Source organism: Occultella gossypii (assembly GCF_019947135.1).
GTDB classification, from domain to species: domain Bacteria; phylum Actinomycetota; class Actinomycetes; order Actinomycetales; family Beutenbergiaceae; genus Occultella; species Occultella gossypii.
In genome coordinates, this window is record NZ_JAGSHT010000021.1 from 98777 (window position 1) to 124334 (window position 25558).

Genomic DNA, 25558 nt, shown 5'->3' on the forward strand with positions numbered 1-25558 from the left:
GCCGAGGCGGTTCCGGCCGGGACCTACCAGTTCTGGCCGGAGCCGTCCCCGCCCCCGGAGGCCTGCTCCTCCGCGTCGCGGGAGGCCTGCGCCTCCTCGTTCCGGCTCTGCAGCTCCTCCTGGCGCGGGTCGACGGACTCGCCGCCGGAACCGGACTCGCTGGGTTCCCCGGAGCCGGACTCGCTGCCGGACTCGCTGGGTTCCCCGGAGCCCGATTCGCTGCCGGACTCGCTGGGCTCGCCGGAGCCCGATTCGCTGCCGGACTCGCTGGGCTCGCCGGAGCCGGACTCGCTGCCGGACTCGCTCGGCTCCCCGGTGCCGGTCTCGCTCGGCTCGCCGGACGGCTCCTCGCCCTGCTGCTCCTGCTGCTGTTGCTGCTGCTCCTCCGACTGCTCCTGGCTCTCCTGCTGGCGTTCCTCGGCCTCCTGGGCCTGCTCGCCGCCGTTCCCACCGGACTCGCCGCAGTCGGCCAGGATGTCCTGGGCCTCCGTGTAGCGGGCCGTGGACTGCGCGAAGTCACCGGCGATCCGGGCCTCGTCGCCGAGCCCTTCGACGGCGAGCGAGTAGTTGGTCCGGACCGTGCACTCGTCCGCGCCGCGGGGCTCGCCCTCCGGGGCCTTGGGCACCATGTTCAGCGCCACCTCGAACTCCTGGGTGGCGCCGAAGAAGTCCCCGCCCGCGTAGATGGCGGTGCCCTGGTTGAAGTAGGGCTTCCACGGCTCGATGACGTTGAAGAACTCGAGCGCGGCGAACCGCTCCGCGGCGGTGTTGTGGTTCTGGTTGTCGTAGGCGCTCTGACCGGCGGTGTTGATCGCGACGGCGCTGAGCAGCTTGAGGGCGGCCAGGAACGCGATCACGACCACGGGCAGCGACCAGAGCAGCAGGGCCCGGCGGCGCTTGGCGAGTTTGTCCAGGAACCGCTTGTCGCGGATCTCCTCCGTGGTCTGGAACTCCCCGGGCGGCGGCAGTATGTCGACGCTCATCGTGGGCTCCCCTTCCCGGCCGGTTCGGGTTCACGCCGGGAGTTCTCCCGACGGCGATCCCTGGTCTCGACCTCGTTCTTGCGGCGGGCCTTGGGTACCTCGCGGGTGAGGTCCCATGCCTCCCAGGCGAGCAGCAGCGCAAGGATGACGGCGGCCGGCCAGTAGACGTCCCGATAGGTGGTGTTGTCGCGGCGTCCGTCGGCGGCGATGTCCTGGACGTCGATGCCCTCGACGAGGAAGCTCACGTCGTCCGGGGTGATCCGGTGGGTGAACTCCACGCCGAGCTGTCCGGCCAGGGTACGCAGGTTGTCCTCGTTGTACTGCGAGATGCCCGGCTGGCCGTCGGGGCCGGTGATGTACGGCGCGCCGGTGCCGAAGCCGGTGTCGGAGGTGCCGTCGTAGGAGCGCATCATGCCGCCCTCGGTGGTGCCGTAGCCCATCACGGCGCCGCCGTCGAAGAGCGGGCCGAGCGCCTCGAAGGACTCGAACTCGTTGCCGCCCGCGGAGTCGGAACCGTCGGTGTTCTCTCCGTCGGAGAGGAAGAACACCAGGCGCACGTTCTCAGGGCCACGCTCGAGCGCGGCGTTCACCGAGTCGGTCAGGGCCTGCAGGGGACGGTCGATCGAGGATCCTGCTGAGTAGGCGGTGATCTCCTGGGTGACCGTGTCCGCCCAGGACCGCACGGCTCGGGCGTCCGTGGTCATCGGCAGCTGCCGGGTGGCCTGGGAGTCGAACGAGATGATCGTGTACCGGGCGCCCGGCATGGCCTCGGTGAGCGCCACCATGTCGGCCTGCACACCCTCCAGGCGAGCCCGTCCGCCGTCGTAGTCCTCGGCGGCCATCGACCCGGTGCGGTCGACGACGAAGAACAGTTCCGCGTTCGAGGTCAGCAGTTCGCTGTCCGTGCGTGGCACGGCGGGGCAGAGCCCGATGACCAGGGCGGCCACGAGGATCCCGGACCGGCGCAGCCAGTCCCGGCGGCGGTCGCCGCGGGACGCCTTGACCCGCCACACGGCGAGCCCGATCAGGGGCACGAAGATGATGAGGAGCAGCCAGAGCGGCAGCAGCATGCGCAGGGTCATGTCCGCAACCTCCAGACGGCGAGGATGTATATCCCGACGAGTGCCATCAGCCAGGGGAAGTACTGCTCCGGCCGGTCGCTGACCACCACCTCGGGGTTGGCGTCCAGTTCGGCCGCCTGCTGGGAGGTGATGTTGTCGATGATGCCGTCGACGGCGTCGGGGTCGTCGCTGGCGTAGAAGAGCCCGTCGTGCAGTTCCACGACGTCGCGGTACTCCTTCTCCTGGGCCGCGGACGTCGGGGTGACCTCGCCGGCATAGAAGCCGTGCAGGGTGATGCCGCGCTCGGCCACGAGTTCACCGGCCTCGGGCAGGGTGTAGATCTCGTTGCCGAACACCTCGTTGTCCGTGGCCAGGATGATGGACCGGGATCTCTCGGTGTCGGTCAGGTCGAAGGACAGGGCGCAGGTGGCCAGCCCGTCGCCGACCAGGGACGAGGAACTGTCACCCAGGCCCGTCGTGCCGAGCACGAAGTCCAGCAGCCGGTCGTAGGCGGCCGGGTCGAAGGACAGGTCGTCCAGGGAGTCCAGGTCGAAGTCCAGGGCGTCCGCGGCGTACCGCAGCTCCTCCTCGACGAGGTCGTAGTCGTCGGTGAGTGGGAACACTGTGCGGGACGTGGAGTTCCAGATCGAGAGCGCGATCCGTTCGCCGTTGAAGCTGGGCAGCAGCTCGAGGAACTTCTCCACCACCTGGGTGTCGTACTCGATCATCGAGCCGGACACGTCCAGGCAGAGGACGATGTCCCGGGTCGCCAGCTCGTCCGCGCGGGTGACCTTCTCCACCGGTCGGGCGGCCAGGAACCCGGTCGCCACGACGGCGCCGATCAGCACGACCGCGAGGCCGCTGAGCAGCACCCGGTACTTGCTCATCCGGGACCGGAACGAGGGCAGCGAGGTCAGGTAGGACGCGTTCGCCACCCACGTGACGGCGGTGCGTTCCCGCTTCGCGGCCCGCGCGAACCAGCCGGCCACGAGTGCCGCTACGGCCACCACGATCACGGCGGCGATCGCCCACGGGTGCAGGAAGGTCTCGGTCACCATTCCCGGACCACCCCCCGTGCGGCCTCGGTCGCGGACAGCGCCTCCGCGTCGGAGTCGGACGCGAACGCCGGCTCCTGGTAGTCCTCGAGCAGCATGGAGAGCCGGTCGGTGCCCTCCAGGGTGGCGATCTCACCGACGGTCAGCGAGCTCGTGTCCATCCGCAGTCGGCCGTTCGCGAACTCCCGCAGGATGTGGTTCAGGTCCAGGTGCAGGGTGCGCAGGTCGGACTCGCCCTCCCGGTAACGGGCCTCGGCGGCGTCCACCTCGTCGAGCGTCTCCTTGCGCAGGCCGGAGTACCGGTCCCGACGGCCGCCGTCGGCATCCGTCGCGGACCGCTCCCGGGTGAAGTAGAAGACCCACCAGTACCAGGCGGCGATGAGGACCAGCAGCGCGGCCCCGACGATCCACACCCACATCGAGAACGACGCCGGGTCGACGGGTTCGTTGATCGGGGCGGCTCCGATGACGGCCGCGGCGGTGGCGACGGTCTCAGTGGCGAGCACGGCGCTGCCTCCTCAACAGGTCGAACATCCGGTCGATCAGTTCGTCCTCACTGTTGGCGGTGACGGCCTCGACGCCCTGCCGGCGCAGCATGGCCGCGACGTCCTGACGGCGACGCAGCGCCGCGTCGGCCGCCTCGGCGGCGAGGTCCTTGCGCGAGCGCAGGTACTCGGGGATCTCGAGGTGGCTGTCGACGTCGTCGATGACCCGCTCCGAGAACGCCGTGGGCAGTGCGTCGCCGATCTGGATCACCATCACCTCGTGGCGGGTCCGCAGCCGCTTCAGGCCGAGCTCGTGCTCGGGCAGCGGCCGGGCCTCGTCGGTGATCAGGACCACCAGGGAGCGTCGGGTGAACCAGGTCAGGACCCGGTCGAACACCCGGTTCAGGTTGCTCGGCGGCGCCTGGAGATCAAGCATCGCCTCGGCCCGGCGCAGCAGCATCTCCATGTGTTCGGTACCGCCCCGGGCCGGGATCTGCACGACGCGGTCCTCGTCACCGGCCACCAGGGCCACCAGGTCCCCGCGGGCCCGCGCCAGGTAGCAGATCACCTCGGCGGCGAACAGGGCGATGTCGGACTTCTTCGAGCCGTCCGGGGCAGTCGCGGCCATGTTCCGGCCGGTGTCCACGGCGAGCACCATGGCCACGTTCGAGTCGCGCACGAACCGGCGGATCACCGGGTGCCCGGACGAGGCGCTGGACTTCCAGTCGATGTCGCCGACGTCGTCGCCGAACTGGTACAGCGCCATCTCGTCGAAGTCCTGGCCGTGGCCGGAGTAGATGGACCGGTGCCGTCCCTCCAGCAGGCCCGCGGCGCGCCGGACCGTGGGAAGGTCGAGCCGTGCTCGGACCTTCGCCAGGCGCGATCGGGACTGTGCCAAAGGGGTGACTCCTTGCTGATCGGGAGGGTGGTTCGCCGTCAGTACTGGGATGCGGGGTGCCGCGGCCCGGTCAGGGGCTCGGCACCGCCGCGTAGACCGCGTCGATGAGCGACTCGGGCGCCACGTTGTTCGCGAGCGCGTCGTAGGTGCGCACGATGCGGTGTCGCAGGATCGAGTGGCGCAGGGCCTTCACGTCGTCCGGGACCACATAGGAGCGGCCGGCCTGAACGGCGAGCGCCTGGGCGATACGCATCAGGGCGATGCCACCACGAGGGCTCGCGCCGACGCGCACGTGCTGGCTCAGGTTCGGCAGCGGGCGTGGCCCACCACCACGGGTGGTGTTGATGATCGCCACGATGTACTGCTTGATCGCGGTGTCCACATAGACCTTCTCCACCAGCGACTGCAGGAACTCCAGGTCCGGCAGCGAGATCGGCTGCGCGGACAGCGGGGCCGTCATCGACCCGGAGTTGATCCGCTCGAGGATGTCCACCTCCTCGTCCGGCGCGGGGTAGGTGAGCACCTCCTTCATGAGGAACCGGTCCATCTGGGCCTCGGGCAGCACGTAGGTGCCCTCCTCCTCGATGGGGTTCTGGGTGGCTAGCACCATAAACGGCCTGGGCAGCTTGAAGACCTCGCCGCCGATGGAGGTCTGCTTCTCCTGCATCGCCTCGAGCATCGCGGACTGGGTCTTCGCCGAGGACCGGTTGATCTCGTCGAGCAGCACCAGGTTCGCGTGCACCGGCCCGAGCTGGGTGGCGAACTCACCGGTGGCGTAGTTGTAGATCTGGGTACCGATGATGTCGTTCGGCATCAGGTCCGGCGTGCACTGGATCCGGTGGAACGAGCCACCGACGGAGGAGGCCAGGGTCTGCGCGGCCGTCGTCTTGGCCAGTCCGGGCACCGATTCGAGCAGGACGTGCCCGCCGGCGAGCAGTGAGGAGACCAGCGCGGTGCGCAACGGGGCCTGCCCCACGATGCGCTGATCGAACACCCGCGAGATCTGCCCGAGCAGCGCGGTGGCGCGGCGGGTGTCGTCATAGGAGATGGGTGATGTCGATGGCGCCAGGTGTGACGGGGCTGGGTTGGACATGGTCTCCCACTTGGTGACGACGGCGGATGCACCGGCGATTATGCCAGTGCTTCCTTGGAGTTCCCTGGGCGGCGACGGGCAGCGCTGCCCATCCGTGCGCCCAGCGGGCGCCGCCAGGGCGACCGAGATCTCCCCACCCGGCTCGTTCGCCCGGGACCTGCTCGGTTGCCGCCGGCCGGCGTGCCATCGGGCCGCGGCCAGATCCCGGGCGCGGCCGGCGGGCACCCCGGCGCGGATTAGGCTCGTTGGGTGTCCGTGATCCCTGCCCCGATGCGCTGGGTGCTCGCCGCGCTGCCGACGGCGGTGCTCGCCTGCGTCCTCGGCCTCGCCTTCTCCGGTGCGGCCGCGCCGACGCTGGTCGCGGACTCCGGCGCGCTGGTCCGGTGGGGCCTGCCGGTCGTCACGGTGCTCAGCGAGGCGGCCGCGGCGGTGACCCTCGGCGGGCTCGTGCTGATGCTCTTCGCGCTGCCGCGACCGCCGGAGCCGGAGCAGACCGCGAGGCCCACGTCGACACGGGCGAAGGAGCGCACCGGCGACCGGTCCCGGGCCGGCCGGTCCGACAGGGCCGATGGGGTCGCTTGGACGCTCGCGGCCCGGGTGGTGGCCTGGTCCGGTCCGGCGTGGGCGCTGCTGCTGGTGGCGGACATGGTGCTCGGATACGCCTCCGTCGCGGGCCGGCCGCTCGGGGGCGCAGGCTTCGGCGACGAGCTCGCGTTCTACCTCACCGAGATCTCCACCGGCCGTGCCGCCCTCGTCACCGCGATCATCGCCGCCCTGGCCTCCGTGGCGTGCGTCGCCGTCTCCGGGTACGGCACCGCGATGCTCGCGGCCGTCGTGAGTTTCGCCGTACTGATCCCGGTCGCGACCACCGGGCACGCCGCCGGCACCGCGAACCACGACCTCGGCATGACCGGCCTGTTCGCGCACCTCGCCGCGGTCTGCATCTGGATGGGCGGCCTGGTGGTGCTGTGCATCTGCGCGCCGCGGCTGGGCCGGGACCTGCGTGCCGCCGTAGGGCGCTACTCCACCATCGCGATCTGGGCGTTCCTCGGCGTGGGCCTGTCCGGGGTGGCGAACGCCTGGATCCGGCTCGGCTCGCCGTCCGGCTTCCTCACCGACTACGGCCTGATTCTGCTCGCGAAGATCGCTGCGTTCGTGGTGCTCGGCGCGTTCGGGTATCTGCACCGGCAGCGCACGATTCCGAAACTGCCGGCCGACGGCGGCTCTCGCGCCGTGTTCTGGCGGCTCGCCGGGGTCGAGGTGCTCGTGATGGCCGCGGCCACCGGGCTCGCGGTGGCGCTCGCCTCCACCGGTCCTCCGGTGGCGCAGGTGCCGGTCGAGGGGCAGAGCCCGGCCGAGGTGCTGTCCCAGTACCCGGTGCCCCCGGCGCCGACGCTGGCCCGGTGGTTCACCGAGTGGACCCCGGACCTGCTGTTCGGCACCCTGAGCCTGGTCCTGGCGGTGCAGTACCTGCGCTGGGTGTGGCGACTGCGTCGCCGGGGCGACTCCTGGCCGGTGCACCGCACGGTGATCTGGGTCGTCGCCGTCGCCGCCTTCGCGTGGGTGACCTGCGGCGGCCCCACCGTCTACGGCCGGATCATGTTCAGCGCGCACATGCTCGAGCACATGAGCCTGGTGATGGTCATTCCCATCCTGTTCGTGCTGGCCGCACCGGTGACGCTGGCGCTACGGGCGCTGCCGGGCCGCACCGACGGCTCCCGGGGCCCCCGCGAGTGGCTGCTCGCGCTGGTGCAGTCACGGGCGGCCCGGATCTTCGGGAACCCGGTCGTGGCCGCCGTGAACTTCGTCGGCTCGTTGATCCTGTTCTATTTCACGCCGCTGTTCGAACTCGCGCTGACCACCCACCTCGGTCACATCGGCATGGTGGTGCACTTCAGCCTGGCCGGGTACATGTTCGTGAATGTCCTGATCGGTATCGACCCCGGCCCGGCCCGGCCCAGTTACCCGCTGCGGCTGCTGCTGCTGTTCGCGACCATGGCGTTCCACGCGTTCTTCGGGGTCGCGCTGATCTCGATGACCACCCTGCTCGCCGCCGACTACTTCGGTGCCCTCGGCCTGCCCTGGGGTGTGGACGCGCTCGCGGACCAGGAGACCGGCGGCGAGATCACCTGGGGCATCGGGGAGGTACCGAGCCTGGTCCTGGCGGTGAGCCTCGCCGTCGCCTGGGCGAAGGACGACGCCCGCACGGCCAAGCGCCTCGACCGTGCCGCCGACCGGGACGACGATGCCGATCTCAAGGCCTACAACGCGATGCTCGAGCGGATGTCCAAGGACGGCTGACCCGCACCCCCGTGCCGGGACGGGGACGGACCCCTGACCAGGGGTCAGCAGGTGGCGAGCAGACGAGGCAGCACGATGGTGGCGAGGTACTCGCCGTACCCGGACGGCCAGTCCGGGAGGTCCGTGGTGACCGGGTGGGCGAGCACGGCGACCACGCAGCCGCGGTCGGCGGTCCACGCCTCGGCGGCGAGACCCCATTCGGGGCCTGAGTACGTGCGGCCGTCGCCGCCCGGGACCTCGAGCGGCGTCGTCGGACCGCCCACCGGCTCGCCGAGGGTGATGTCGACGCCGTGGTTCGTGCGGAACGTGAAGCCGACGCCGCTGGGGGACTCGTACGCGCCGCCGACCACGGCGTCCGTGACGCGGACCGCCGCCGCGAACTCGAGCCCGAGCTCGGCGCCGAGATCTTCGGCCACGAGGGTCGCGTACGGCGCCGCGGCGGCGCCGTCGAGCAGGGTTCCGGTGCTCAGCGCCTCACCCATCAAGGACGTGGTGGTGGCGACGTCCTCGTCCTCCGGGGTGTTCAGCGACGGGAACGTCTCGAGGATCTCGAAGGTATAGGCATCGAGCACCAGCGCCGACTCCGCGGGCCAGGACGGGTCCACCGGGACGGGGCACGGCGGTTGTCCGGTCGAATACGCGACACCGTCCTCGTCCCGGTCGATGCTGTCGATGATCGTCATCGTGTAGGTGTCGACCATGATCGTCGCAGGGTGGGCCAGGATCTCGGCCTCCAGATCGGCGGGATCCTCCGGGGTGGAGCCCCACGCGGTCTCGTAGCTCGAGCCTGGCCCGTAGGCCACGAGGTCGGTCGCGGCCTCCGCGCATTCCGGCGCCGCGGGCGTGGCGCTCGCGCCGGTGGCCACCGGCGGTGTGGTGGCCACCGGATCGTCCGCGGCGGCCGTCGCACAGGCGGACAGAGCCAGCAGGAGTGCGCTTGCTCCGACGATCATCCGAGGGTAGTGCACGAGCGACCTCCTGTGTCTGGCCGCCTCACGGGCGGTGGGCGGCGATGTGGGCAAGCGTCCCGGCGATGCTCTCGGCGACCTCCTGCTCCTGCCCCGGGTACTCGGTGTGACCGGCAGCGACGACGTACAACTCGGTCGGACCGGCGAGCCCGTTGTGGACGGCGAACTGACCCGGCGGCGGAACGGAGGGGTCCCAGAGGGCCGCCTCCACCCGGGTCGGGACGGTGATCCGGGTCGCTGACGTCGACGCGTCGAAGTACCGCAGTACCTCCCGGGCCTCCGGGTGCGCGGCGACGTGGTGGCGCACCGACTCCCCGCTCCCGGTGCACGGCATCCGCAGCCGCAGGTCGTGCTGACCGAAACTCGGCACCACCAGCGTGGCCGCGAAGAACCGGTCGTCCCACGGCAGCGCGAGCGCGCCCTGCCCGCCGCCGAAACTCCCGCCGTGGAAGTAGAGCGGCAGGTCGCCGACGAGGCGAGTCAGCGCCGTAGCAGCGCACCAGATGTCAGCGGCGCAGCCACCGAGGATGTAGCTCTGTGCCGACTCGATGCCCACCAGCACGTGCCGGGCGCCCTCCGAGGGGATGCCGTCGACCAGGCTCGCGGTCGGCAGCCCGCGGGCGACCGGGAAGATCACCGCGGCGTCCGCCGGGACCCGGGCCAGATCCGGGGTCTCGCGCCCGCCGTATCCATGGCTGTGCACCATCCCGATCGCCGGCGGCCCGGCCACCGGGAGCGCGAACCAGCCGCCGAGCGTCAGCCCGTCCGTGGTGTGGAAGCGGACGGTGTGCAGTTCGTGGTCGCCGCTGCGGCCGATCGGAACGAGCACCGGATCCGGATCCACGGCCCGCGCGAGCGCTGCGAGATCCCGCCAGAACTCGGCGAAGCCGGGCGGCTCCGGCACCGGCTCGAGCGCCAGCAGTGCGTCCAGGTCGTAGCCATAGGTGGCGTCGTCGGCGTCCGGGCCGAACCAGTCCTCGAACGGGGGTCGCACCCGGAGCCCAGTCATGGCGCCCACCCTACTGATGCCCGGCGTGCGCGACCGGGCGTGTCAACCTGCGGCCCATTCCACCGAGTCAGCCGCGCGATCGCGCCGTCGCATGGGGATTGGGGGAGGACGGGATGCAGGTTGTCGTGATAGGACCGTGCGGTGACCACAGACACCTCCCGCAGTGACGCGCCCACCCCGACCGCGACCAGCTCCGAGGCGACCGCGGATGGATCCGCCGCCCCCACCGAGGACGCTGCCCCGCCCACCCCGTTCCACGACCTCGACGCCTACGTCGCGCTGCCGCGTGCGGGGGGCCTGGCGCTGTCCCCGGACGGCACCCGCCTGGTGGTGGGCGTCGCCGCCCTGAACCACGACTCGACGGCGTACGTCACCTCGCAGTGGGACGTCGACCCGGCGGGGGAGCGGCCCGCCCGTCGGCTCACCCGCGGCACCAAGGGCGAGAGCCAGGCCACGTTCACCGCGGCCGGCGACCTGCTGTTCGTCGCCAAGCGGGCCACCGCCGAGACCGGCGAGGACAAGGCCAAGCCCGCGCTCTGGGTCCTCCCGGCTGCCGGCGGTGAGGCCCGCGTGCTGGCGACCCGACCCGGCGGCGTCGGCGCCATCACCGCCGCGCGCGCCGCGGACACGGTCATCGTCACCGCGGACACGCTGCCGTCGGCCACGGACACCGAGTCCGAGCAGCGGCTCCGGGACCTGCGCTCGGACAACAAGGTCAATGCGATCCTGCACACCGGCTACCCGGTCCGGTACTGGGACTCCGACCTCGGCCCGGACCGGCCCCGGCTGTTCGTGGCCGAGGCGAGTTCCGCCGTCGTCGCGTCCGCCCCGGACCAGGCGCCCGACGACCCGACGGACCCGGACGCGCCCCTCGAACTGCGTGACCTCACCCCGGATGCCGGCGCCCACCTGACCAACACCGGACTGGACCTCAGCGCCGACGGCACCACCGCCGTCACCTCCTGGAACCGGCCGATGGCCAAGGGTGCGGTGCGTTCGATCCTGGTCCGCATCGATGTGGCCTCCGGCGAGCGCACCACCATCGCCGACGAGGACGACGCGGAGTTCGGCGGCGCCCGAATCAGCCCGGACGGGACTCGCGTCGCCTACATCCGCGAGACGCTCTCCACGCCGGAGAGCGCCCCCGAGGTCACCCTCTGGGTCGCGGGCACCGACGGCACCGCACCGCAACAACTCGCCGGCGACTGGGACCGCTGGCCCGCCTCGCTCGTGTGGCTGCCGGACTCCTCCGGGCTCCTCGTGACCGCGGACGACGACGGCCGCTCGCCGGTCTTCAAGGTCACCCTGACGGGCGGGCCGAGCCGGCTCACGCCGGACGACGGCGCGTACACCGATGTCGTCGTCGCGCCGGACGGTTCGGCCGCGTACGCCCTGCGCAGCTCGTATGAGTTCCCGAGCGAGGTGGTCCGGATCGACCTGTCCGACGGCGTCGCCGAGCCGGTCACGACGCTGCGGTCCCCGGTGCCTCGCCCGGTCCTGCCCGGCACCCTGCGGGAGGTCGAGACGACTGCCGCGGACGGTTCCCGGGTGCGCGCCTGGCTGGCCGTGCCCGAGGGTGCCTCCGAGGAGGACCCGGCCCCGCTGGTGCTGTGGATCCACGGCGGCCCGCTCGGGTCGTGGAACGCGTGGAGCTGGCGCTGGTGCCCGTGGCTGCTGGTGGCCCAGGGCTACGCCGTGCTGCTGCCGGACCCGGCGCTGAGCACCGGCTACGGCCAGGACTTCATCCAGCGCGGCTGGGGAGCCTGGGGCGAGGCGCCGTTCACGGACCTGATGGCCGTGACCGATGCCGCGGAGGCGCTGCCCGAGATCGACGCGACCCGGACCGGCGCGATGGGCGGCTCGTTCGGCGGGTACATGGCGAACTGGGTGGCCGGCCACACGGACCGGTTCAAGGGCATCGTCACGCACGCGAGCCTGTGGGCCCTCGACGGGTTCGGCACCACCACCGACGCCGGCTACTTCTGGGGCCGCGAGATGACCCCGCAGATGGCGCTCGCGAACTCTCCGCACCTGTCCGTGGAACGGATCGCCACGCCGATGCTCGTGGTCCATGGGGACAAGGACTACCGGGTGCCGATCGGTGAAGGGCTGCGGCTCTGGTACGAGCTCCTCTCAAAGTCCGCGCTCGCTGCCGACGAGGACGGGCGCAGCCCGCACCGGTTCCTGTACTTCCCGGACGAGAACCACTGGGTGCTCACCCCGCAGCACGCGAAGGTCTGGTACCAGGTGGTCGCAGGGTTCCTCGCCGAGCACGTGCTGGGTCAGGAGGCGCCGGCGCTGCCGGAGACGCTCGGGTGAGCGAGCCCGCCCGGCCGCCCGTGCGCCGCGGCTAGACTCACCCGCAGCGCCGGGACCCAAGCGAGGATGATTCATGGACGCAGTTCGGGGCCCCTTGCCCGAGGCGGTGACGATCGGTGTGATCGGGGCGGACCGGTTCATTCACCGGGTCGCCGCCGTCGCCCGGGAGGAGACCCGCACGCCGTATCGGCTGGTCACAGGCGCGGCCGACCGAGAGGTCGACGCCCGCGAGCGAGCCATGCGGCTCGTCGGCGACGTGGACGTGCTGTTGTTCTCCGGTCCGCTCTCCTACGACGAGGCGATGTCGGACGGCCCACTGCCGGTGCCGGCCACGTTCGTGCCGACCGGGGGCGTGGCGCTCCCGACGGCGCTGCTGCGCGGGGCGCTCACCGGTGCGGTGGATCCGGCCCGGGTCAGCATCGACTCCGCACCCGAGCGTGACGTCCGCGAGACGTACGCCGAGCTCGGTCTGCCCACGGATGACGTGCACGTGCTGGAGTACCGGGAATCGGTGACGGCCGAGCAGTTCCTCGCATTCCATCGCGAGCACTACGACGCCGGCCGCACCAGTGGCGCGATCACCACCGTGCCCTGGTTGGCCGAGCAGCTCTCCGAGGCGGGTATCCCCAACATCACGATGGCTCCCGCCGTGATGACCCTCCGGGCCACACTGCGCACCGCCCGCCTGCTCGGTAGCGGAGCCAGGCTCGAGGACTCCCGGATCGCGATCGTCATCGTGCGCCTGCCTGACTCCGCGCTGCCCAACCGCACCAGCTCCAGCAACTACTGGTACCAGGAACTGATGCTCTCCCTGCACCGGGCGCTGCTGCACGACGCCCGCAGGATGGACGCCGCGGTGCTGCAGCGCGACGAGAACAGCTACCTCGTCATCACCACGATGGGCTCGCTGCGATCGGGCACCGACGATCTCGCGCGCGCCCCGTTCCTGGCGTCCATCCGTGCTGCCCTGAGCCTGGACGCCGGGGTCGGGATCGGTCTCGGCATGACCACGCTGGAGGCCGAGGAGAACGCGCAGGCCGCGGTCAACCTCGCGGTGGCCAGCAGCGGCGGGCTGGCCTATCTGGTGGGTCCGCACGGCAATCCGGTGCCGCTGCCGGAGTCGGCGGAGAACCCGGCCCCGGAGCCGGAGCCGGTTGCCGACCGCCAGGCCGAGATGCTCCAGGAGATCATCGGGCTGCTCGACACCTCCGGCGACGACAGCCGCGTGGTGGACGCCGATCGCGTCTCCAGGCTGCAGGGGGTCACCCTGCGAACCGCCAGGCGCACGTTGCGCGGCCTCGTGGACGCCGGCCTCGCCTGGCCGATGCCACCGGCGCGGGTGCAGAAGGCGGGCCGCCCGCCGGTGCGCTACCAGCTGCTGGACGAACGCCTCATCACCTGATCGTTCGAACCCCTCCACCATTTAGGACTGCCGCAATATAGATTTCGCACTGTACTTATGAAGCGGGTTCCGGCAGGCTGGACCCGTGACCGCATCCACACGCCTCGCGCCGACCTCGTCCGACTCGCCGACGGCCCCGGGCCCGGCCGTCACCCTCTGGGAGGGCACTGCTCCGGACACCGACCAGCCGAACTTCCCCACCTACGCCAGGGAGTTGCTCGCGCACGCGGGGATCACGCATCACGCCACCGCGGGCGGTGCCGGGCTGACGCCTGGTGGTATCGCGCTGCTCACCACGCCGGTCACGTCGGACGAGGCGGGCGTCCTGTCCGCCTGGGTCGCGGGTGGCGGTTACCTGCTCGTCACCGGTGACCTCGGGCCGGTTGCCCGACTGGCCGGGGTGGTCCCGGGCGAATTCGTGCCGACGGCCCAGGTGACCGTGCGTGACTGCGCGTTCTGGTCCCAGGTGCCTGGCAGGGCGCTGCGCGCGATCGGCGGTCGCGCGCTCGCGCCGGCCGAGGGGACCGACACCCTGGCCACCTGGGCCGACGGCGCCGCGGCGATCACCGTGCGCCACCACGGCGCCGGTGCGGTGGTGGCGTTCGGGGCGGACGTCCTCCAGTCGGTGGTGCGCATCCAGCAGGGCTACCCGGTGCACACCGACGGCACGGCGGCCGCCGACGGCACCACGCCGATCGACGACGGGATCCTGAAGGCCGAGGACGGCGCTGCCCTCGACCTGGACGCCGACCGGGCGATGCCGCCCGGGCAGCCGGACCTGGCCCCGGGCTTCCTGCATGCGTACCCGCCGCCGTCGGCCGTGCCGATGTTCGACCAGCCGCATGCCGACTGGTGGCGCTCCCTGCTGCTGCAGGCGGTGTGGTGGGCCGCGCAGGAGGGCGGCGCCGTGGTTCCCTGGCTCGGGTACTGGCCGGCCGGGATCGCTGCGATCGCGCACATGTCCCACGATTCCGACGGCAACGAGCCCGAGGACGGCCTGGCCGCGCTGGCCGCGTTCGCCGAAGCCGAGGTGGCGGTCACCTGGTGCCAGGTGTTCCCGGGCGGATACGGGCCCGAGATCTATGAGCAGATCACGGACGCCGGGCACGAGCATGCGCTGCACTACAACGCCATGGACGATGCGGACCTCGCGACCTGGGGCTGGCCGCAGATGCGGGCGCAGTACTCCTGGGCGCAGGCCGTCACCGGCCGGGAGGACATCGTCTCGAACAAGAACCACTACACCCGCTGGGAGGGCTGGGACGAGTTCTACACCTGGTGCGAGCGACTCGGAATCAAGATCGACCAGTCGCGCGGACCGAGCAAACAGGGCAATGTGGGGTTCCCGTTCGGCACCGCGCATGTCTCGTTCCCGCTCGCCGCGCCCGGCGCCGAGACCGACTTCCGCGATGTGCTCAACCTGCCGTTGCACACCCAGGACCTTGCCTGGGCCGGCCACGTCGCCACCCGGGACGTGATCCTCGACGCCGTCCAGGCCCAGCACGGCGTGGCCCACTTCCTGTTCCACGGCCCGCATCTGAACGGCAAGCCGCTCACCCGTGCCGCCTGCGTCGAGGTTGCTGCCGAGGCTCGTCGTCGTGGCATGCCGTGGTGGACGGCCGAGCAGATCAACGACTGGGAGCGGACCCGGCGCCGGGTGCGGGTCGAGATCTCACGCGGCGGGAGCGACTGGCTGATGAGCGCCACCACCGACGTCCCGGTCGAGGGTGTGGCGATCCTGCTCCCCACGGGACTGCGGGTGTCCGGCCCGAAGCATTCGGCCGTCGAGGTCACCCGGCACGGCCGTGCCTTCACCGAGCTCGCCGTCGACCTACCGGCGGGGACCAGCACGTGGACGCTCACCCGGTGAAGGGCTCCGGCCTCGAGGTCGGCGTCGACCGCACGGACATCACCCCGCTCGGCGCAGTGCCGCTGGCCGGGTTCGCCGCACGGGAGGGGCAGAAGCCCGCCGGGGAGGTCCTGGCGCCGCTGCACGTGCGCGCGATGGCGATCCGCAGTGGCGGCGAGCCGCCCGTGGTCCTGGTCACCGCCGATCTGCTCTGGTGGGGGGACGACATCGTGGCCTCCCTGCGCTCAGCCTTCAGTGCGCGGTTCGGGCTGTCCCCGGAATCGTTGGTACTGCATGCCACCCACACCCACTCCGGACCGCAGGCCTCGCGGGGAATGGCCCCCTCGCTCGGCGTCCCGGACGACGGCTATCTCGACCGGCTCGAGCAGCAGACCCTGGCCTGTATCGAGCGTGCGCTCATCACGAGCACCCCGGTCCGGGTGGAGACGGCCCGGGTCGGCGCCGGTCTGACCGTCGACCGGCGATGGGCACGGACGGCCGGCGAGATACCCGTATCGCCGATCGACAGCGACCTGACGGTGGTGCGGCTGGTGGGCGAGGACGAGGCAGCCGTTGCGCTGCTGGTGCACTTCGCGTGCCACCCGGTGCTGCACCACGGCAACGCCGTCACCCCGGACGTGGCTGGCACCCTGGCCGACGTGCTCGAGCGGGACACCTCGCCGTTCGTGATGTACCTCCAGGGTTGCTGTGGCGACGTGAACCCGGACCGATACGAGGCCGACGGCGAGTTCGTCAACGGTGGCCAGGCCGACGTGGAGGACTTCGCCCGGCACCTGGCCGAGCTGGCCCGCGGTGCCGTGGCGGATGCGGCCCCGGCCGGGCCAGGGGCCGTGTCGATCAGCCGCCGGTCGGTGGTGCTGCCGCTGCAGGACCGCGCGCCCTGGCAGCGGGTCATCGCGTGGGCCGCCGCCGACGGAGTCCGGGCGGAGTGGGCCAGGATGATGCTGGCCGATCCGGCCAGGTTCGCCCGCGACCCGCGCCTGCAACTGGTCAGGATCGGCCTCACGCGGGACCTCTCCTTGCTCGGGCTCTCCGGTGAGCCGGTGAGCCACTACGGACTGTTCACCCGCGAGCTGAGCGGCGGGCGCTGCCTGCCGATGGGCTACACCGACGGCATGACGACGTACCTGGTCACTCGCCGTCACCTGGCCGAGGGCGGGTATGAACCGTACGAGGCGCCGCTCTACTTCGGCCTGCCGGCGCCGCTGGCGCCCGCTGCCGAGCAGCTGATCCTCGACGAGATCGCGGCCCTGGTGGCGCCCACGGCGCCGGCGCGGCCCGGCCCTGAGCGCGAAGAAGTTACGAGACGGTAACGAGACGTCGACGAAGAATCGTTGACGCGGCGGGGGAGTTACCCATAACGTCAGGGCAGTTCGAGATTTACGGACAGTCCAAATCTCGCAGGACACCGATCAGAGCTGATAACCGTCGACCGAGAGTGAGCACACGATGCGCGCTGGACCCCTGACTCGCCGCCCGATCGGTACGGTGGCCGCTGCCGCCGTCGTCGCGCTGTCCCTCGCAGGTTGCTCGCTCTTCGGCGATTCCGACGGCGATACCGGCGGTGGTGACGGCGACGCGGCCACCGGGGGCAGCATCACAGTCGCAGCCACGAACTTCGCGCACATCGACCCGCAGAGCATCACATTCGGCATGTGGCTCGTGCAGATGGGCCTGCTCGAGGGTCTGGTGCTGCAGACCCCGGACGGCACCGACGTGCGGCCCGGGGTCGCGGACGAGTGGGAGGTGAGCGAGGACGGGACCACCTACACCTTCCACCTACGGGACGGCATCGTCTGGTCCAACGGTGAACCCCTCACCGCCGACGATTTCGAGTGGACCTACGAGCGGCTGCTGGACCCGGAGCGCGGCGCGAGCGGGGTGACCACCGGCGCGTCCTCCTATCAGGTGCCCCTGGGCATCCTGAACGCCGAGGACTACAACACCGGCGTGATCACTGACTTCGACCAGGTGGGCGTCGAGGCGGTGGACGAGCAGACGCTCGAGTTCACCCTCGACGCGCCCAACCCCGGCTTCCTGATGGGCCTGACCTACCCGTCGATGCTCCCGCTGAACCCGGAGGCTGTCGAGGGCGAGGCCGACTGGCAGCAGCCGGAGAACTGGGTCGGCAACGGGCCGTACAACCTGGCGGCCTGGACGGCGAACTCGAGCATGCGGTTCGAGCGGAACCCGGAGTACTGGGACGCGGAGAACGTCGCACTCGACGAGATCAACGTCCAGCTCGTGGAGCAGGGTGCGATCACCACCACCGTGCCGTACGAGAACGGCGAGGTCGACATCCAGGCGATCGGCGAGCCAGCCGAGATCTCGCGCTTCCTCGCCGACCCGGTACTGAGCGAGCAGATGCACGTGCTGGAGAACGCCGGCACGGCCTACATGATCCCGCTGCACAGCACGAACCCCGTGATGGAGGACCCGAGGGTGCGCACGGCGCTGAGCCTCGGCCTGGGGCGCCAGGAGATCGCCGGCATCAGCGAGATGACCGAGCCGGCCTCCACCCTGCTCTCGCCCATCGTGCCCGGCTGGACCGAGGAGATCGCGGCCCACGAGCAGATGTGGGGCGAGGCTGCCGTCGCCGAGGCACAGGAGCTCCTCGCGGACGCCGGGTACCCGGGCGGTGAGGGCTTCCCACCACTGACCCTGCTCGCAGGTTCGGACTTCCCCCAGCTGGACGCCATCATCGACACCTGGGGCACGAACCTCGGGATCGAGGTCACGAAGGACGTCGTCGAGGTAGGCGTCTACGTGGAACGCCGCTACGCGATGCACGACGAGAACTACGTGGGCCTCTGGTACGGCTCCTTCTCCGGGATCAGCACCTGGCCCTACCAGGTGGAACAGTTGTGGTCGCCGGACATGCTGCGCCAGGCCGGGCTCGACGCCGCCGGGTACCAGCAGTTCGTGGACGCCCAGGTTGACGAGACCCTGTCCCCGGGCGACCGCACGGCCGCACTGGAGGAGATCCTCGCCACCAGCACCACCGACGAGGCACAGGAGTTCGCCGAGCTGGTCGCGGCCACCCGGGAGACGGTCGACGAGGCGGAGCAGCAGGAGATCTTCATCGAGGCAGCCAGCGTCCGCGAGGATGCCGAGCTCATCATCCCGGTGACCTGGAGCCATGTGGTGTTCGTGGCGCAGCCCCGGGTACAAGGGCTGGAGATCCGCGCCCAGGCCGATCGCTACTACTTCAAGGACCTCTGGGTCGACGACTCGGCGCAGTGATCGTGGGCTACCTGGAGTATGTCGCCCGCCGCCTGGTGCGGATGGTCCTGTCGCTCGTCGTGGTCTCCGCGCTCGCGTTCACCCTGCTGCAGCTGGCACCGGGCAGTTTCGCGGACATTCAGCGCGCCAATTCCGGCTCCACCGGGATGGCGGGGGCTGGTGCCCAGGAGGTCGCCGGTGAGTTCGCCACCCGGTACGGGGACGAGGTCCCGGCCTGGCAGCAGTACCTCGTGTTCATGAAGGGCGCGCTGACCTGGGATCTGGGTCCCTCGTACAAGTACCCCGCGCAGTCCGTGGAGAGCATCATCGCGCAGGGCTTCCCCGTCTCCGCGGCACTCGCGCTGCTCGCCACAACGCTCGCCCTGGCGATCGCGATCCCGATCGGGGTGTTCGCGGCACTCAAGCAGCGCACCCTCTGGGACTCCGGCTCGATGTTCGTCCTCACCCTGGGGCACGCACTGCCGAACTACCTGACGGCGGTGTTCCTGGTGCTCGTGTTCGCCGGCGCCTGGCACGTGCTCCCCGCCGCCGGCTGGAACGGCCCGGAGAACCTGGTCCTACCGGTGGTGGCTCTTGCCATCGGGCCACTCGCGGTTCTGGCCCGGTACGTGCGCTCGTCGATGCTGGACACACTGGGGGAGGAGTACGTCACCGCCGCGATCGCGAAGGGCGGACGGCCGGGCGTTGTGATCCGCAAGCACGTGCTCCGCAACTCCCTCATCCCGCTGGTGACGGTCACCGGCCCGATGCTGGCCGCGCTGATGACCGGCACCGTGTTCATCGAGACGATGTTCCGGATCCCCGGCCTGGGGTTGTCCTTCACCCAGGCCGCGTCCAGCCGGGACATGCCGCTGCTGATGGGCACCACCCTCTTCTTCGCGATCATCCTCATGGCCACGAACCTGGTGGTCGACCTCCTCTATGGCCTCCTCGACCCGCGCGTCCGCGCAGAAAGTGGGCGAAAGCTACGTGGCCCTCGCATCAGCAGAAGAGACATCCCCGGCGCAGACCCGGATCAAGGCGGCAGGTCCGGGGTCCCGAGCCTGGGCTAGGTTCCGCGCGAACCGGATGGCGTTCATCAGCCTCTGGGTCGTGGCGCTCCTGGTCCTGGTCGCCATCTTCGCGCCGCTCGTCGCGCCGTACGGCACGCAGGAGACCGACTACGGCCACCAACTCGCGCCGATCGGCTCGCCCGGCCACCTCCTCGGCACCGACACCCTCGGCCGGGACATCCTCTCGCGGCTGGTCTTCGGCTTCCGGACGGCGCTGCTCGTCGCATTCGCAGCCGAGGTGATCTCGGTGCTCGTAGCGCTCGTGGTGGGCCTGCTGGCCGGCTACCGGGGTGGCCGGGCGGACGGCATCCTGATGGCGGCCACCGACATCATGTACGCGTTCCCCACGTATCTCTTCGCGGTGCTGTTGGTCACGGTCTTCGGGCGGAGCTTCTGGTCGGTGATGGCGGCGATCGCCGTGGCCGGCTGGGTCACCCAGGCCCGGCTGATCCGGGCCCAGGTGATGACGCTCAAACGACGGGACTACGTCGAAGCCGCCCGCAGCATGGATGCCCAGGGGCCCACCATCGCGATGCGCTACATCCTCCCGAACGCACTCGGTCCGCTGCTGGTCACCACCAGCTTCGCGGTGCCGGCGGCCATCACCACCGAGGCCGGCCTGTCCCTGCTCGGTCTCGGCATCTCCGACATGCCGTCCTGGGGGGCCATGATCAACGAAGGAGTCAGATACGCGAGCTCCGCGCCGCACATGATCATCTCGCCTGCCATCGCGTTCGCGGTGACGCTGCTCGCGTTCACCTGGATAGGCGACGGCATCCGGGATGCGTTCGACATCACCTCGGAGGCCCGCCGGTGAGCCGCTCCACCTCGCCCGTCACGATCGACCCGCAGGCACCGCTGCTCGAGGTGAGCGGTCTGCGCACCGGCTTCCGCCGCGCCGACGGCGGCCAGTTCGTCGCCGTCGACGACGTCACCTTCCGCCTCGAGCAGGGCCAGGCTCTGGCGATCGTCGGCGAGTCCGGCAGCGGCAAGAGCGTGACCATCAGATCCCTGCTGCGGCTGCTGCCCCGCACCGCCAGCATCCTCGGCGGCGAGGCGAGGCTGGCCGGCATCGACCTGATCGGCGCATCCGACCGGACGTTGCGCCGGGTCCGCGGCCGTGAGGTCGGGATGGTGTTCCAGAACGCGATGGAGGCGCTCAACCCGACGATCCCGGTGGGCCGTCAGCTGGCCGAGGCGCTGACCTGGCACGGACTGTGCAGCCGCGGCGAGGCACGTGCGCGGGCCATCACCACGCTCGGCGACGTGGGCATCCCGGAGCCCGAGCGGCGCGCCCGGATGTATCCGTTCCAGCTCTCCGGTGGCATGCGCCAGCGCGCCATGATCGCCATGGCCATCATCGCCGAACCCCGGCTCGTGGTCGCCGACGAGCCGACCACGGCCCTCGACGTCACCGTGCAGGCACAGGTCCTCGACCTGCTCGCCGAGATCAAGGACCGCGGCACCGGGCTGATCATGGTCACCCACGATCTGGGCGTCGCCCGGCGCTTCTGCGACGACGTGCTGGTGATGAACCAGGGCAAGGTCGTCGAGTCCGGCCGGATCGACGCGGTGCTCGACTCCCCGCGCGAGCCCTACACCCGCATGCTCCTCGAAGCCACGCTCGAGGTCGGGGACGTTGCGGCCACACCACCGGAGGCGGTGGAAGCGCCGGTGCGCGAGCCACTCCTGGTCGCCGAGCGCCTCGACAAGACGTTCCGCTCCCGGGGCGGGCAGACCCACGCCGTCCGGGACGTGAGCCTGGCCATCCGGCCCGGCCGGACCCTCGGGCTCGTCGGCGAGAGCGGCAGCGGCAAGTCGACGGTGGCCCGGCTGGTGATGGGCCTGCACGAGCCGGACTCCGGCCGGGTCCTGCTGGACGGGCAGGACGTGCACGGCGAGGAGTCCCGGCTGCAGCGCCGGCGGATGCAGATGGTGTTCCAGAACCCGTACGGGTCGTTGCTGCCGCACTACACGGCCGGGGCGAACATCACCGAGTCGCTGCGCCTCCAGGAGATCGGCACCACGGGTGAGCGCACCGAGCGGGCCGCCGAACTGCTGCGCCTGGTCGGCCTCTCCCCGGATGACGCCCGCCGCTACCCGCAGCAGTTCAGCGGTGGACAGCAGCAGCGCATCGCCATCGCCCGGGCCCTCGCCCCGGAGCCCGACGTGCTCGTCTGCGACGAGCCCACCTCGGCGCTCGACGTCTCCATCCAGGCGCAGATCCTCGATCTGCTGGGTGAGATCCAGGAACGACTCGGGGTGGCCTATTTGCTGATCTCCCATAACCTCGCGGTCGTGGAGCGGATGTCCGACGAGGTGGCAGTGATGAAGGACGGTGCCATCGTCGAGCGCGGGGAGCGGCGGGCCATCTTCGGCGACCCGCAGCACCCCTACACCCATCAGCTCCTGGACGCGATCCTGCCGGTGCGTGGCTCGAGGATGCCGCGGGCCGCGATCGCGTGAGCGTGCACCTTGGTGAGCGCAGCCGCGATGTCGGCAACGTCGCCGGGACCGTAGCGCTCGTTCCAGGCGATCACCAGCAGGCGGGTGTCGATCAGCTCCTCGGTCACGGGGCACAGGCCGGGGTGGTACTCCGGGGTCACGTCTGCCGGTGGGTCCGTGAGCGGGAACCCCGAGGTCCCGTAGGTGCGTCGTTCGGCCAGCACCGGGGTGAGGTAGAGCGGGCGCTGGATGTACCCGCCGGAGGCTGGGATGCCCTCGGCCTGGAGCGCCCTCGCGTACCAGTGCGCGTCGGCGCCGGTGCGGTGGGTGTCCAGGAACACCGGGAACTGCCAGTAACTGTTCCCGTCGGCCGGTGCCGCGCTCAGGCCGTCCAGCCCGTCGACGACGTCCGTGAGCGTCGCGGCGGTTCGACGGCGATCCTCGACGACCCCGGCGAGCCGGGTCAGCTGCACCCTGGCGATGGCGGCCTGCAGTTCGGTCATCCGGTAGTTCAGGCCGAGGAACAGGTGGGTCCGCTCGTCGGTGTCCCGCGGCCAGGCCTTGTCCGCGAACAACCTGGCCCGGCGGGCGAGTGCCTCGTCGGAGGAGATGGTCAGGCCGCCGTCGCCGGCGGTGATGTGCTTCGACTGCTGCAGGCTGAAGCAGCCGAGGTGGCCGACGGTGCCGGCGAGTGCGCCGTCGGTACCGACCCGCGTGAGGTACGCCTGTGCGCAGTCCTCGATCAGCACGATCCCGTGCGCATCGGCCAGGGCGCGCAGTTCGACCACCGGTGCGGGCTGGCCGAACAGGTGCACGGCGATGATCGCGCGGGTGCGGGACGTGATCCGGGCAGCGACCGAGGCCACGTCGAGATTGCCGGTGGCCGGATCGACGTCGGCGAACACCGGGACCGCGTTCTGGGCGAGGATCGGCAGTACGGTCCCGGCGTCGCTGAGTCCTGTGGTGATGATCTCGTCGCCCGGCTCGGGGTCCACGGCCGCCACCGCGAGGTGGATCGCCGCCGTTCCGGAAGACGAGGCGACCGCGTGTGGCACGCCGTAGTACGCCGCGAAGTCGGTCTCCAGGGCCCGGGTCACCTCACCGACCGTCGAGTTGAGCCGGCCGCTGCGCAGCACCGCGAGGACCGCCGACTCCTCCTCGACGCCGAGGGTGCGACCCTCGGCGGACTGCACGGACGGGAACGGTGCGGTGCGTACTGGCGCACCGCCGTCGTGCGCAAGAACGTCGGACATGAGGATCTCCCCTGGTGGATCGTGGATGACGCAACGCCGTCACACTATCGACCGACACCCTTTTTGTCGCTAACCTAATCCTCAATCCGGTATGCCTAAATTGGAGCACGTGATGACCGTTGCTACACCGTCCCTCGCCATCAACGGCGGCCCGGCCGAGCTGGAAGGTCTGCCCGCGCTCCCGACCTGGCCTCGGTTCGGTCCGGAGGAGGAACGAGGACTGCTCGAGGTGCTCCACTCCGGCGCCTGGGGCAGCACCCATGGCGACGTGGTCGCGACGTTCGAGCGGGAATTCGCCCGGAGTCAACAGGCCGAGCACGCGATCGCGCTCAGCAACGGCACCCTCGCGCTGGTCGCGGCGCTACGGGCGGCGGGGGTCGGCCTCGGGGACGAGGTGATCGTCCCGCCCTACACGTTCATCGCCACCGCGGCGGCGGCGTTGTTCGTCGGCGCCATCCCGGTGTTCGCCGACGTGGACGCGGACAGCCATCTGTTGGACCCGGCAGCAGTCGAAGCCGTGGTCACCGAGCGCACGAAGGCCGTCATCCCGGTGCACCTCGCCGGCAACGTCGCGGACATGACGGCGTTCGCCGAGCTCGGGCGGCGACTCGGGCTGACCATCATCGAAGATGCCGCGCAGGCGGCCGGGGCGCAGTGGGAGGGCCGCGGAGTCGGCACGATCGGCGACCTCGGCACGTTCAGCTTCCAGTCCTCCAAGAACCTGAGCGCGGGTGAGGGAGGCATCGTCACGACCAACAACAAGGAGCTCGCCGGCGCCGTGTACTCCCTCGTGAACGTGGGCCGGGTGCCCGGTGGCGGCTGGTACCAGCACGACGCCGTCGGCTACAACCTGCGGCTCACCGAGTTCCAGGGTGCGATCCTGCGAGCGCAGCTGGCCCGCCTGCCGGAGCAGCAGGAACTGCGCGAGCGCAACGCCCTGGCCCTGGCCGAGCAGCTCGCCGGCGTGGACGGGGTTGCCGTTGCGCCGACCGACGAACGGGTCACGGCGCACGGGCGCCACCTGTTCCTGTTCCGGGTGCCCGGCCTCGGCGAGCGGGGCCTGCGTGATGCGGCGGCTGCGGCCCTTGCCGCCGAGGGCATCCCGGCCGCCACCGGGTACGTCCCGCTGCACCGCAACGGTGCCCTGCTGGGCGAGTCCCGTGCCCTGGCGTCGAAGCTGGGCCAGCCGATGCCCGAGGCGGACTGCCCGAACGCGGACCTGGTCAGCAGCGACACGCTCTGGCTGACACAGTCGGTCCTGCTCGGGTCCGAGGAGCAGATCAGCGCCGTCGGGCGTGCGATCGCCAAGGTGGTCGGCCGCGCCGACGACCTGGGCTAGCTCGCCCCCGACGCCCGCTCCCGAGGCGCCACCCGGCGGGTTGCGGGCCGTGCAGCGCTCGCGTCGTTCAGCCGACGGAGAGGGCGTCCAGGGCCAGATCGGTGCCGGTGATCGAGACCTGCACCCCGCCGTCGAGCACGGCGACCTCGGTGATCTCGATGCCCTCCGGCAACTGGTCGAGCGGCACGTCCAGACCGCCGAGGTCGCCGATCAGGTTCCCGGGGATGTCCTCGGCGGACACGGTTGCGCCGGCGATGCTGAAGCTCGTGGGGGTGACGCTGATCGAGTTCCCGTTCGCAACCGGCTCCAGGCCGACCGTGATCGGGAGCCCGAGCAGGTTCGCCGTGGCGACGAGCTCGCCGTCGACCACATCGATCCCGACGCCCTCGGGCACGTCCTCGGAGGAGGCCAGCGCCGCCTGCAGCGTCTCCACGGGCAGGGTCATCCGCAGGTCCAGGTCGTCGACGGTGCGCGGCTCGCCCGTACTCACGCCGAGCAGTCGCACGTCCACGTCCTGGAACGTCATGTCCTGATAGGTGGCCGAGGCGGCGGTGAACCGCACGTCCTCGAGCCGGCCCGCCAGGACCTGCGGCAGGAACAGGAAGCCGCCGATCTCCACCTCGATGTCACCGGAGAGCTCCGGCACCGACGTGGTGATCTCCTCCTCGAGCTGCGCCTCGGTCTGCGCCACCAGGTACCGGTCGACGCCGAACGCGACGCCGAGCAGCACGACCAGCAGCACCAGGGTGCCGAGCAGGATCTTCCATCCGCGGGACATGGTG

20 protein-coding genes are annotated in these 25558 nt (G+C 71.0%); 10 read left to right on the forward strand and 10 right to left on the reverse strand.

Features of this window, described 5'->3' with window-relative positions:
• Nucleotides 1-23: 23 nt before the first annotated feature.
• From KCQ71_RS21485 to KCQ71_RS21510, 6 genes are all read right to left on the reverse strand, one after another.
• The gene (locus KCQ71_RS21485; protein WP_223409991.1) at nucleotides 24-983 is read right to left on the reverse strand and encodes a hypothetical protein; all 960 of its coding nucleotides are present in this window, start codon (nucleotides 981-983) and stop codon (nucleotides 24-26) included.
• The gene (locus KCQ71_RS21490; protein ID WP_223409994.1) at nucleotides 980-2065 is read right to left on the reverse strand and encodes a vWA domain-containing protein; all 1086 of its coding nucleotides are present in this window, start codon (nucleotides 2063-2065) and stop codon (nucleotides 980-982) included. The genes KCQ71_RS21485 and KCQ71_RS21490 overlap by 4 nt, the downstream gene beginning before the upstream one ends.
• The gene (locus KCQ71_RS21495) at nucleotides 2062-3102 is read right to left on the reverse strand and encodes a vWA domain-containing protein (protein ID WP_223409997.1); all 1041 of its coding nucleotides are present in this window, start codon (nucleotides 3100-3102) and stop codon (nucleotides 2062-2064) included. The genes KCQ71_RS21490 and KCQ71_RS21495 overlap by 4 nt, the downstream gene beginning before the upstream one ends.
• Nucleotides 3096-3605 carry a DUF4381 family protein gene (locus KCQ71_RS21500; protein WP_223409999.1) on the reverse strand — a complete coding sequence of 170 codons (510 nt, stop codon included), beginning with the start codon at nucleotides 3603-3605 and terminating at the stop codon, nucleotides 3096-3098. Before KCQ71_RS21500 ends, KCQ71_RS21495 begins: the two co-directional genes overlap by 7 nt.
• Complete coding sequence (locus KCQ71_RS21505; protein ID WP_223410000.1) at nucleotides 3592-4482, reverse strand: DUF58 domain-containing protein; 891 nt, start codon at nucleotides 4480-4482, stop codon at nucleotides 3592-3594. The genes KCQ71_RS21500 and KCQ71_RS21505 overlap by 14 nt, the downstream gene beginning before the upstream one ends.
• A gap of 70 nt (nucleotides 4483-4552) precedes the next feature.
• Nucleotides 4553-5575: an AAA family ATPase gene (locus KCQ71_RS21510; protein ID WP_223410002.1), complete on the reverse strand. Its 1023-nt coding sequence runs from the start codon at nucleotides 5573-5575 to the stop codon at nucleotides 4553-4555.
• 249 nt (nucleotides 5576-5824) lie between these two features.
• Between KCQ71_RS21510 and KCQ71_RS21515 the strand changes: the two genes are divergently transcribed.
• Entirely contained in the window at nucleotides 5825-7876 is a 2052-nt protein-coding gene (locus tag KCQ71_RS21515) for a bifunctional copper resistance protein CopD/cytochrome c oxidase assembly protein (protein ID WP_223410004.1), read from the forward strand.
• 44 nt (nucleotides 7877-7920) lie between these two features.
• On the opposite strand, the gene KCQ71_RS21520 is transcribed toward KCQ71_RS21515, so the two are convergent.
• Nucleotides 7921-8829 (reverse strand): hypothetical protein, encoded by a 909-nt coding sequence (locus KCQ71_RS21520; RefSeq protein WP_223410006.1) that lies wholly within the window; start codon nucleotides 8827-8829, stop codon nucleotides 7921-7923.
• A gap of 40 nt (nucleotides 8830-8869) precedes the next feature.
• Complete coding sequence (locus KCQ71_RS21525; RefSeq protein WP_223410007.1) at nucleotides 8870-9853, reverse strand: acetylxylan esterase; 984 nt, start codon at nucleotides 9851-9853, stop codon at nucleotides 8870-8872.
• 141 nt (nucleotides 9854-9994) lie between these two features.
• Here KCQ71_RS21525 and KCQ71_RS21530 point away from each other — a divergent pair, with 141 nt between their 5' ends.
• The 8 genes from KCQ71_RS21530 to KCQ71_RS21565 all read left to right on the forward strand — a co-directional run bounded on the left by KCQ71_RS21530 (nucleotide 9995) and on the right by KCQ71_RS21565 (nucleotide 22205).
• Complete coding sequence (locus KCQ71_RS21530; RefSeq protein WP_372454080.1) at nucleotides 9995-12172, forward strand: S9 family peptidase; 2178 nt, start codon at nucleotides 9995-9997, stop codon at nucleotides 12170-12172.
• A 73-nt stretch (nucleotides 12173-12245) separates the two neighbouring features.
• Complete coding sequence (locus KCQ71_RS21535) at nucleotides 12246-13574, forward strand: hypothetical protein (protein WP_223410009.1); 1329 nt, start codon at nucleotides 12246-12248, stop codon at nucleotides 13572-13574.
• Nucleotides 13575-13659: 85 nt separating this feature from the next.
• Nucleotides 13660-15444: a polysaccharide deacetylase family protein gene (locus KCQ71_RS21540; RefSeq protein ID WP_223410012.1), complete on the forward strand. Its 1785-nt coding sequence runs from the start codon at nucleotides 13660-13662 to the stop codon at nucleotides 15442-15444.
• On the forward strand, nucleotides 15426-16757 hold the full coding sequence (locus KCQ71_RS21545; protein ID WP_223410014.1) for a hypothetical protein: 1332 nt from the start codon (nucleotides 15426-15428) through the stop codon (nucleotides 16755-16757). The genes KCQ71_RS21540 and KCQ71_RS21545 overlap by 19 nt, the downstream gene beginning before the upstream one ends.
• A gap of 136 nt (nucleotides 16758-16893) precedes the next feature.
• Nucleotides 16894-18687 (forward strand): peptide ABC transporter substrate-binding protein, encoded by a 1794-nt coding sequence (locus tag KCQ71_RS21550; protein WP_223410017.1) that lies wholly within the window; start codon nucleotides 16894-16896, stop codon nucleotides 18685-18687.
• Entirely contained in the window at nucleotides 18684-19739 is a 1056-nt protein-coding gene (locus KCQ71_RS21555; protein WP_223410020.1) for an ABC transporter permease, read from the forward strand. Before KCQ71_RS21550 ends, KCQ71_RS21555 begins: the two co-directional genes overlap by 4 nt.
• A 16-nt stretch (nucleotides 19740-19755) precedes the next feature.
• On the forward strand, nucleotides 19756-20556 hold the full coding sequence (locus KCQ71_RS21560; RefSeq protein ID WP_249423354.1) for an ABC transporter permease: 801 nt from the start codon (nucleotides 19756-19758) through the stop codon (nucleotides 20554-20556).
• The gene (locus tag KCQ71_RS21565; protein ID WP_223410026.1) at nucleotides 20553-22205 is read left to right on the forward strand and encodes a dipeptide ABC transporter ATP-binding protein; all 1653 of its coding nucleotides are present in this window, start codon (nucleotides 20553-20555) and stop codon (nucleotides 22203-22205) included. Before KCQ71_RS21560 ends, KCQ71_RS21565 begins: the two co-directional genes overlap by 4 nt.
• Here KCQ71_RS21565 and KCQ71_RS21570 read toward each other — a convergent pair.
• On the reverse strand, nucleotides 22142-23437 hold the full coding sequence (locus KCQ71_RS21570; protein WP_223410029.1) for a DegT/DnrJ/EryC1/StrS family aminotransferase: 1296 nt from the start codon (nucleotides 23435-23437) through the stop codon (nucleotides 22142-22144). The two genes, KCQ71_RS21565 and KCQ71_RS21570, sit on opposite strands and share 64 nt — an antisense overlap.
• 112 nt (nucleotides 23438-23549) lie before the next feature.
• Between KCQ71_RS21570 and KCQ71_RS21575 the strand changes: the two genes are divergently transcribed.
• The gene (locus tag KCQ71_RS21575) at nucleotides 23550-24776 is read left to right on the forward strand and encodes a DegT/DnrJ/EryC1/StrS family aminotransferase (protein ID WP_223410031.1); all 1227 of its coding nucleotides are present in this window, start codon (nucleotides 23550-23552) and stop codon (nucleotides 24774-24776) included.
• 67 nt (nucleotides 24777-24843) lie between these two features.
• On the opposite strand, the gene KCQ71_RS21580 is transcribed toward KCQ71_RS21575, so the two are convergent.
• Nucleotides 24844-25554, reverse strand: a complete 711-nt coding sequence (locus tag KCQ71_RS21580; protein ID WP_223410034.1) for an LmeA family phospholipid-binding protein — start codon at nucleotides 25552-25554, stop codon at nucleotides 24844-24846.
• Nucleotides 25555-25558 lie beyond the last annotated feature (4 nt).

Coding starts and splice junctions, on each gene's coding strand:
- KCQ71_RS21485 (WP_223409991.1), bottom strand. CDS start 983: ATGAGCGTCGACATACTGCCGCCGCCCGGGGAGTTCCAGACCACGGAG.
- KCQ71_RS21490 (WP_223409994.1), bottom strand. CDS start 2,065: ATGACCCTGCGCATGCTGCTGCCGCTCTGGCTGCTCCTCATCATCTTC.
- KCQ71_RS21495 (WP_223409997.1), bottom strand. CDS start 3,102: ATGGTGACCGAGACCTTCCTGCACCCGTGGGCGATCGCCGCCGTGATC.
- KCQ71_RS21510 (WP_223410002.1), bottom strand. CDS start 5,575: ATGTCCAACCCAGCCCCGTCACACCTGGCGCCATCGACATCACCCATC.
- KCQ71_RS21520 (WP_223410006.1), bottom strand. CDS start 8,829: ATGATCGTCGGAGCAAGCGCACTCCTGCTGGCTCTGTCCGCCTGTGCG.
- KCQ71_RS21525 (WP_223410007.1), bottom strand. CDS start 9,853: ATGACTGGGCTCCGGGTGCGACCCCCGTTCGAGGACTGGTTCGGCCCG.
- KCQ71_RS21535 (WP_223410009.1), top strand. CDS start 12,246: ATGGACGCAGTTCGGGGCCCCTTGCCCGAGGCGGTGACGATCGGTGTG.
- KCQ71_RS21550 (WP_223410017.1), top strand. CDS start 16,894: ATGCGCGCTGGACCCCTGACTCGCCGCCCGATCGGTACGGTGGCCGCT.
- KCQ71_RS21560 (WP_249423354.1), top strand. CDS start 19,756: ATGGCGTTCATCAGCCTCTGGGTCGTGGCGCTCCTGGTCCTGGTCGCC.
- KCQ71_RS21570 (WP_223410029.1), bottom strand. CDS start 23,437: ATGTCCGACGTTCTTGCGCACGACGGCGGTGCGCCAGTACGCACCGCA.
- KCQ71_RS21575 (WP_223410031.1), top strand. CDS start 23,550: ATGACCGTTGCTACACCGTCCCTCGCCATCAACGGCGGCCCGGCCGAG.
- KCQ71_RS21580 (WP_223410034.1), bottom strand. CDS start 25,554: ATGTCCCGCGGATGGAAGATCCTGCTCGGCACCCTGGTGCTGCTGGTC.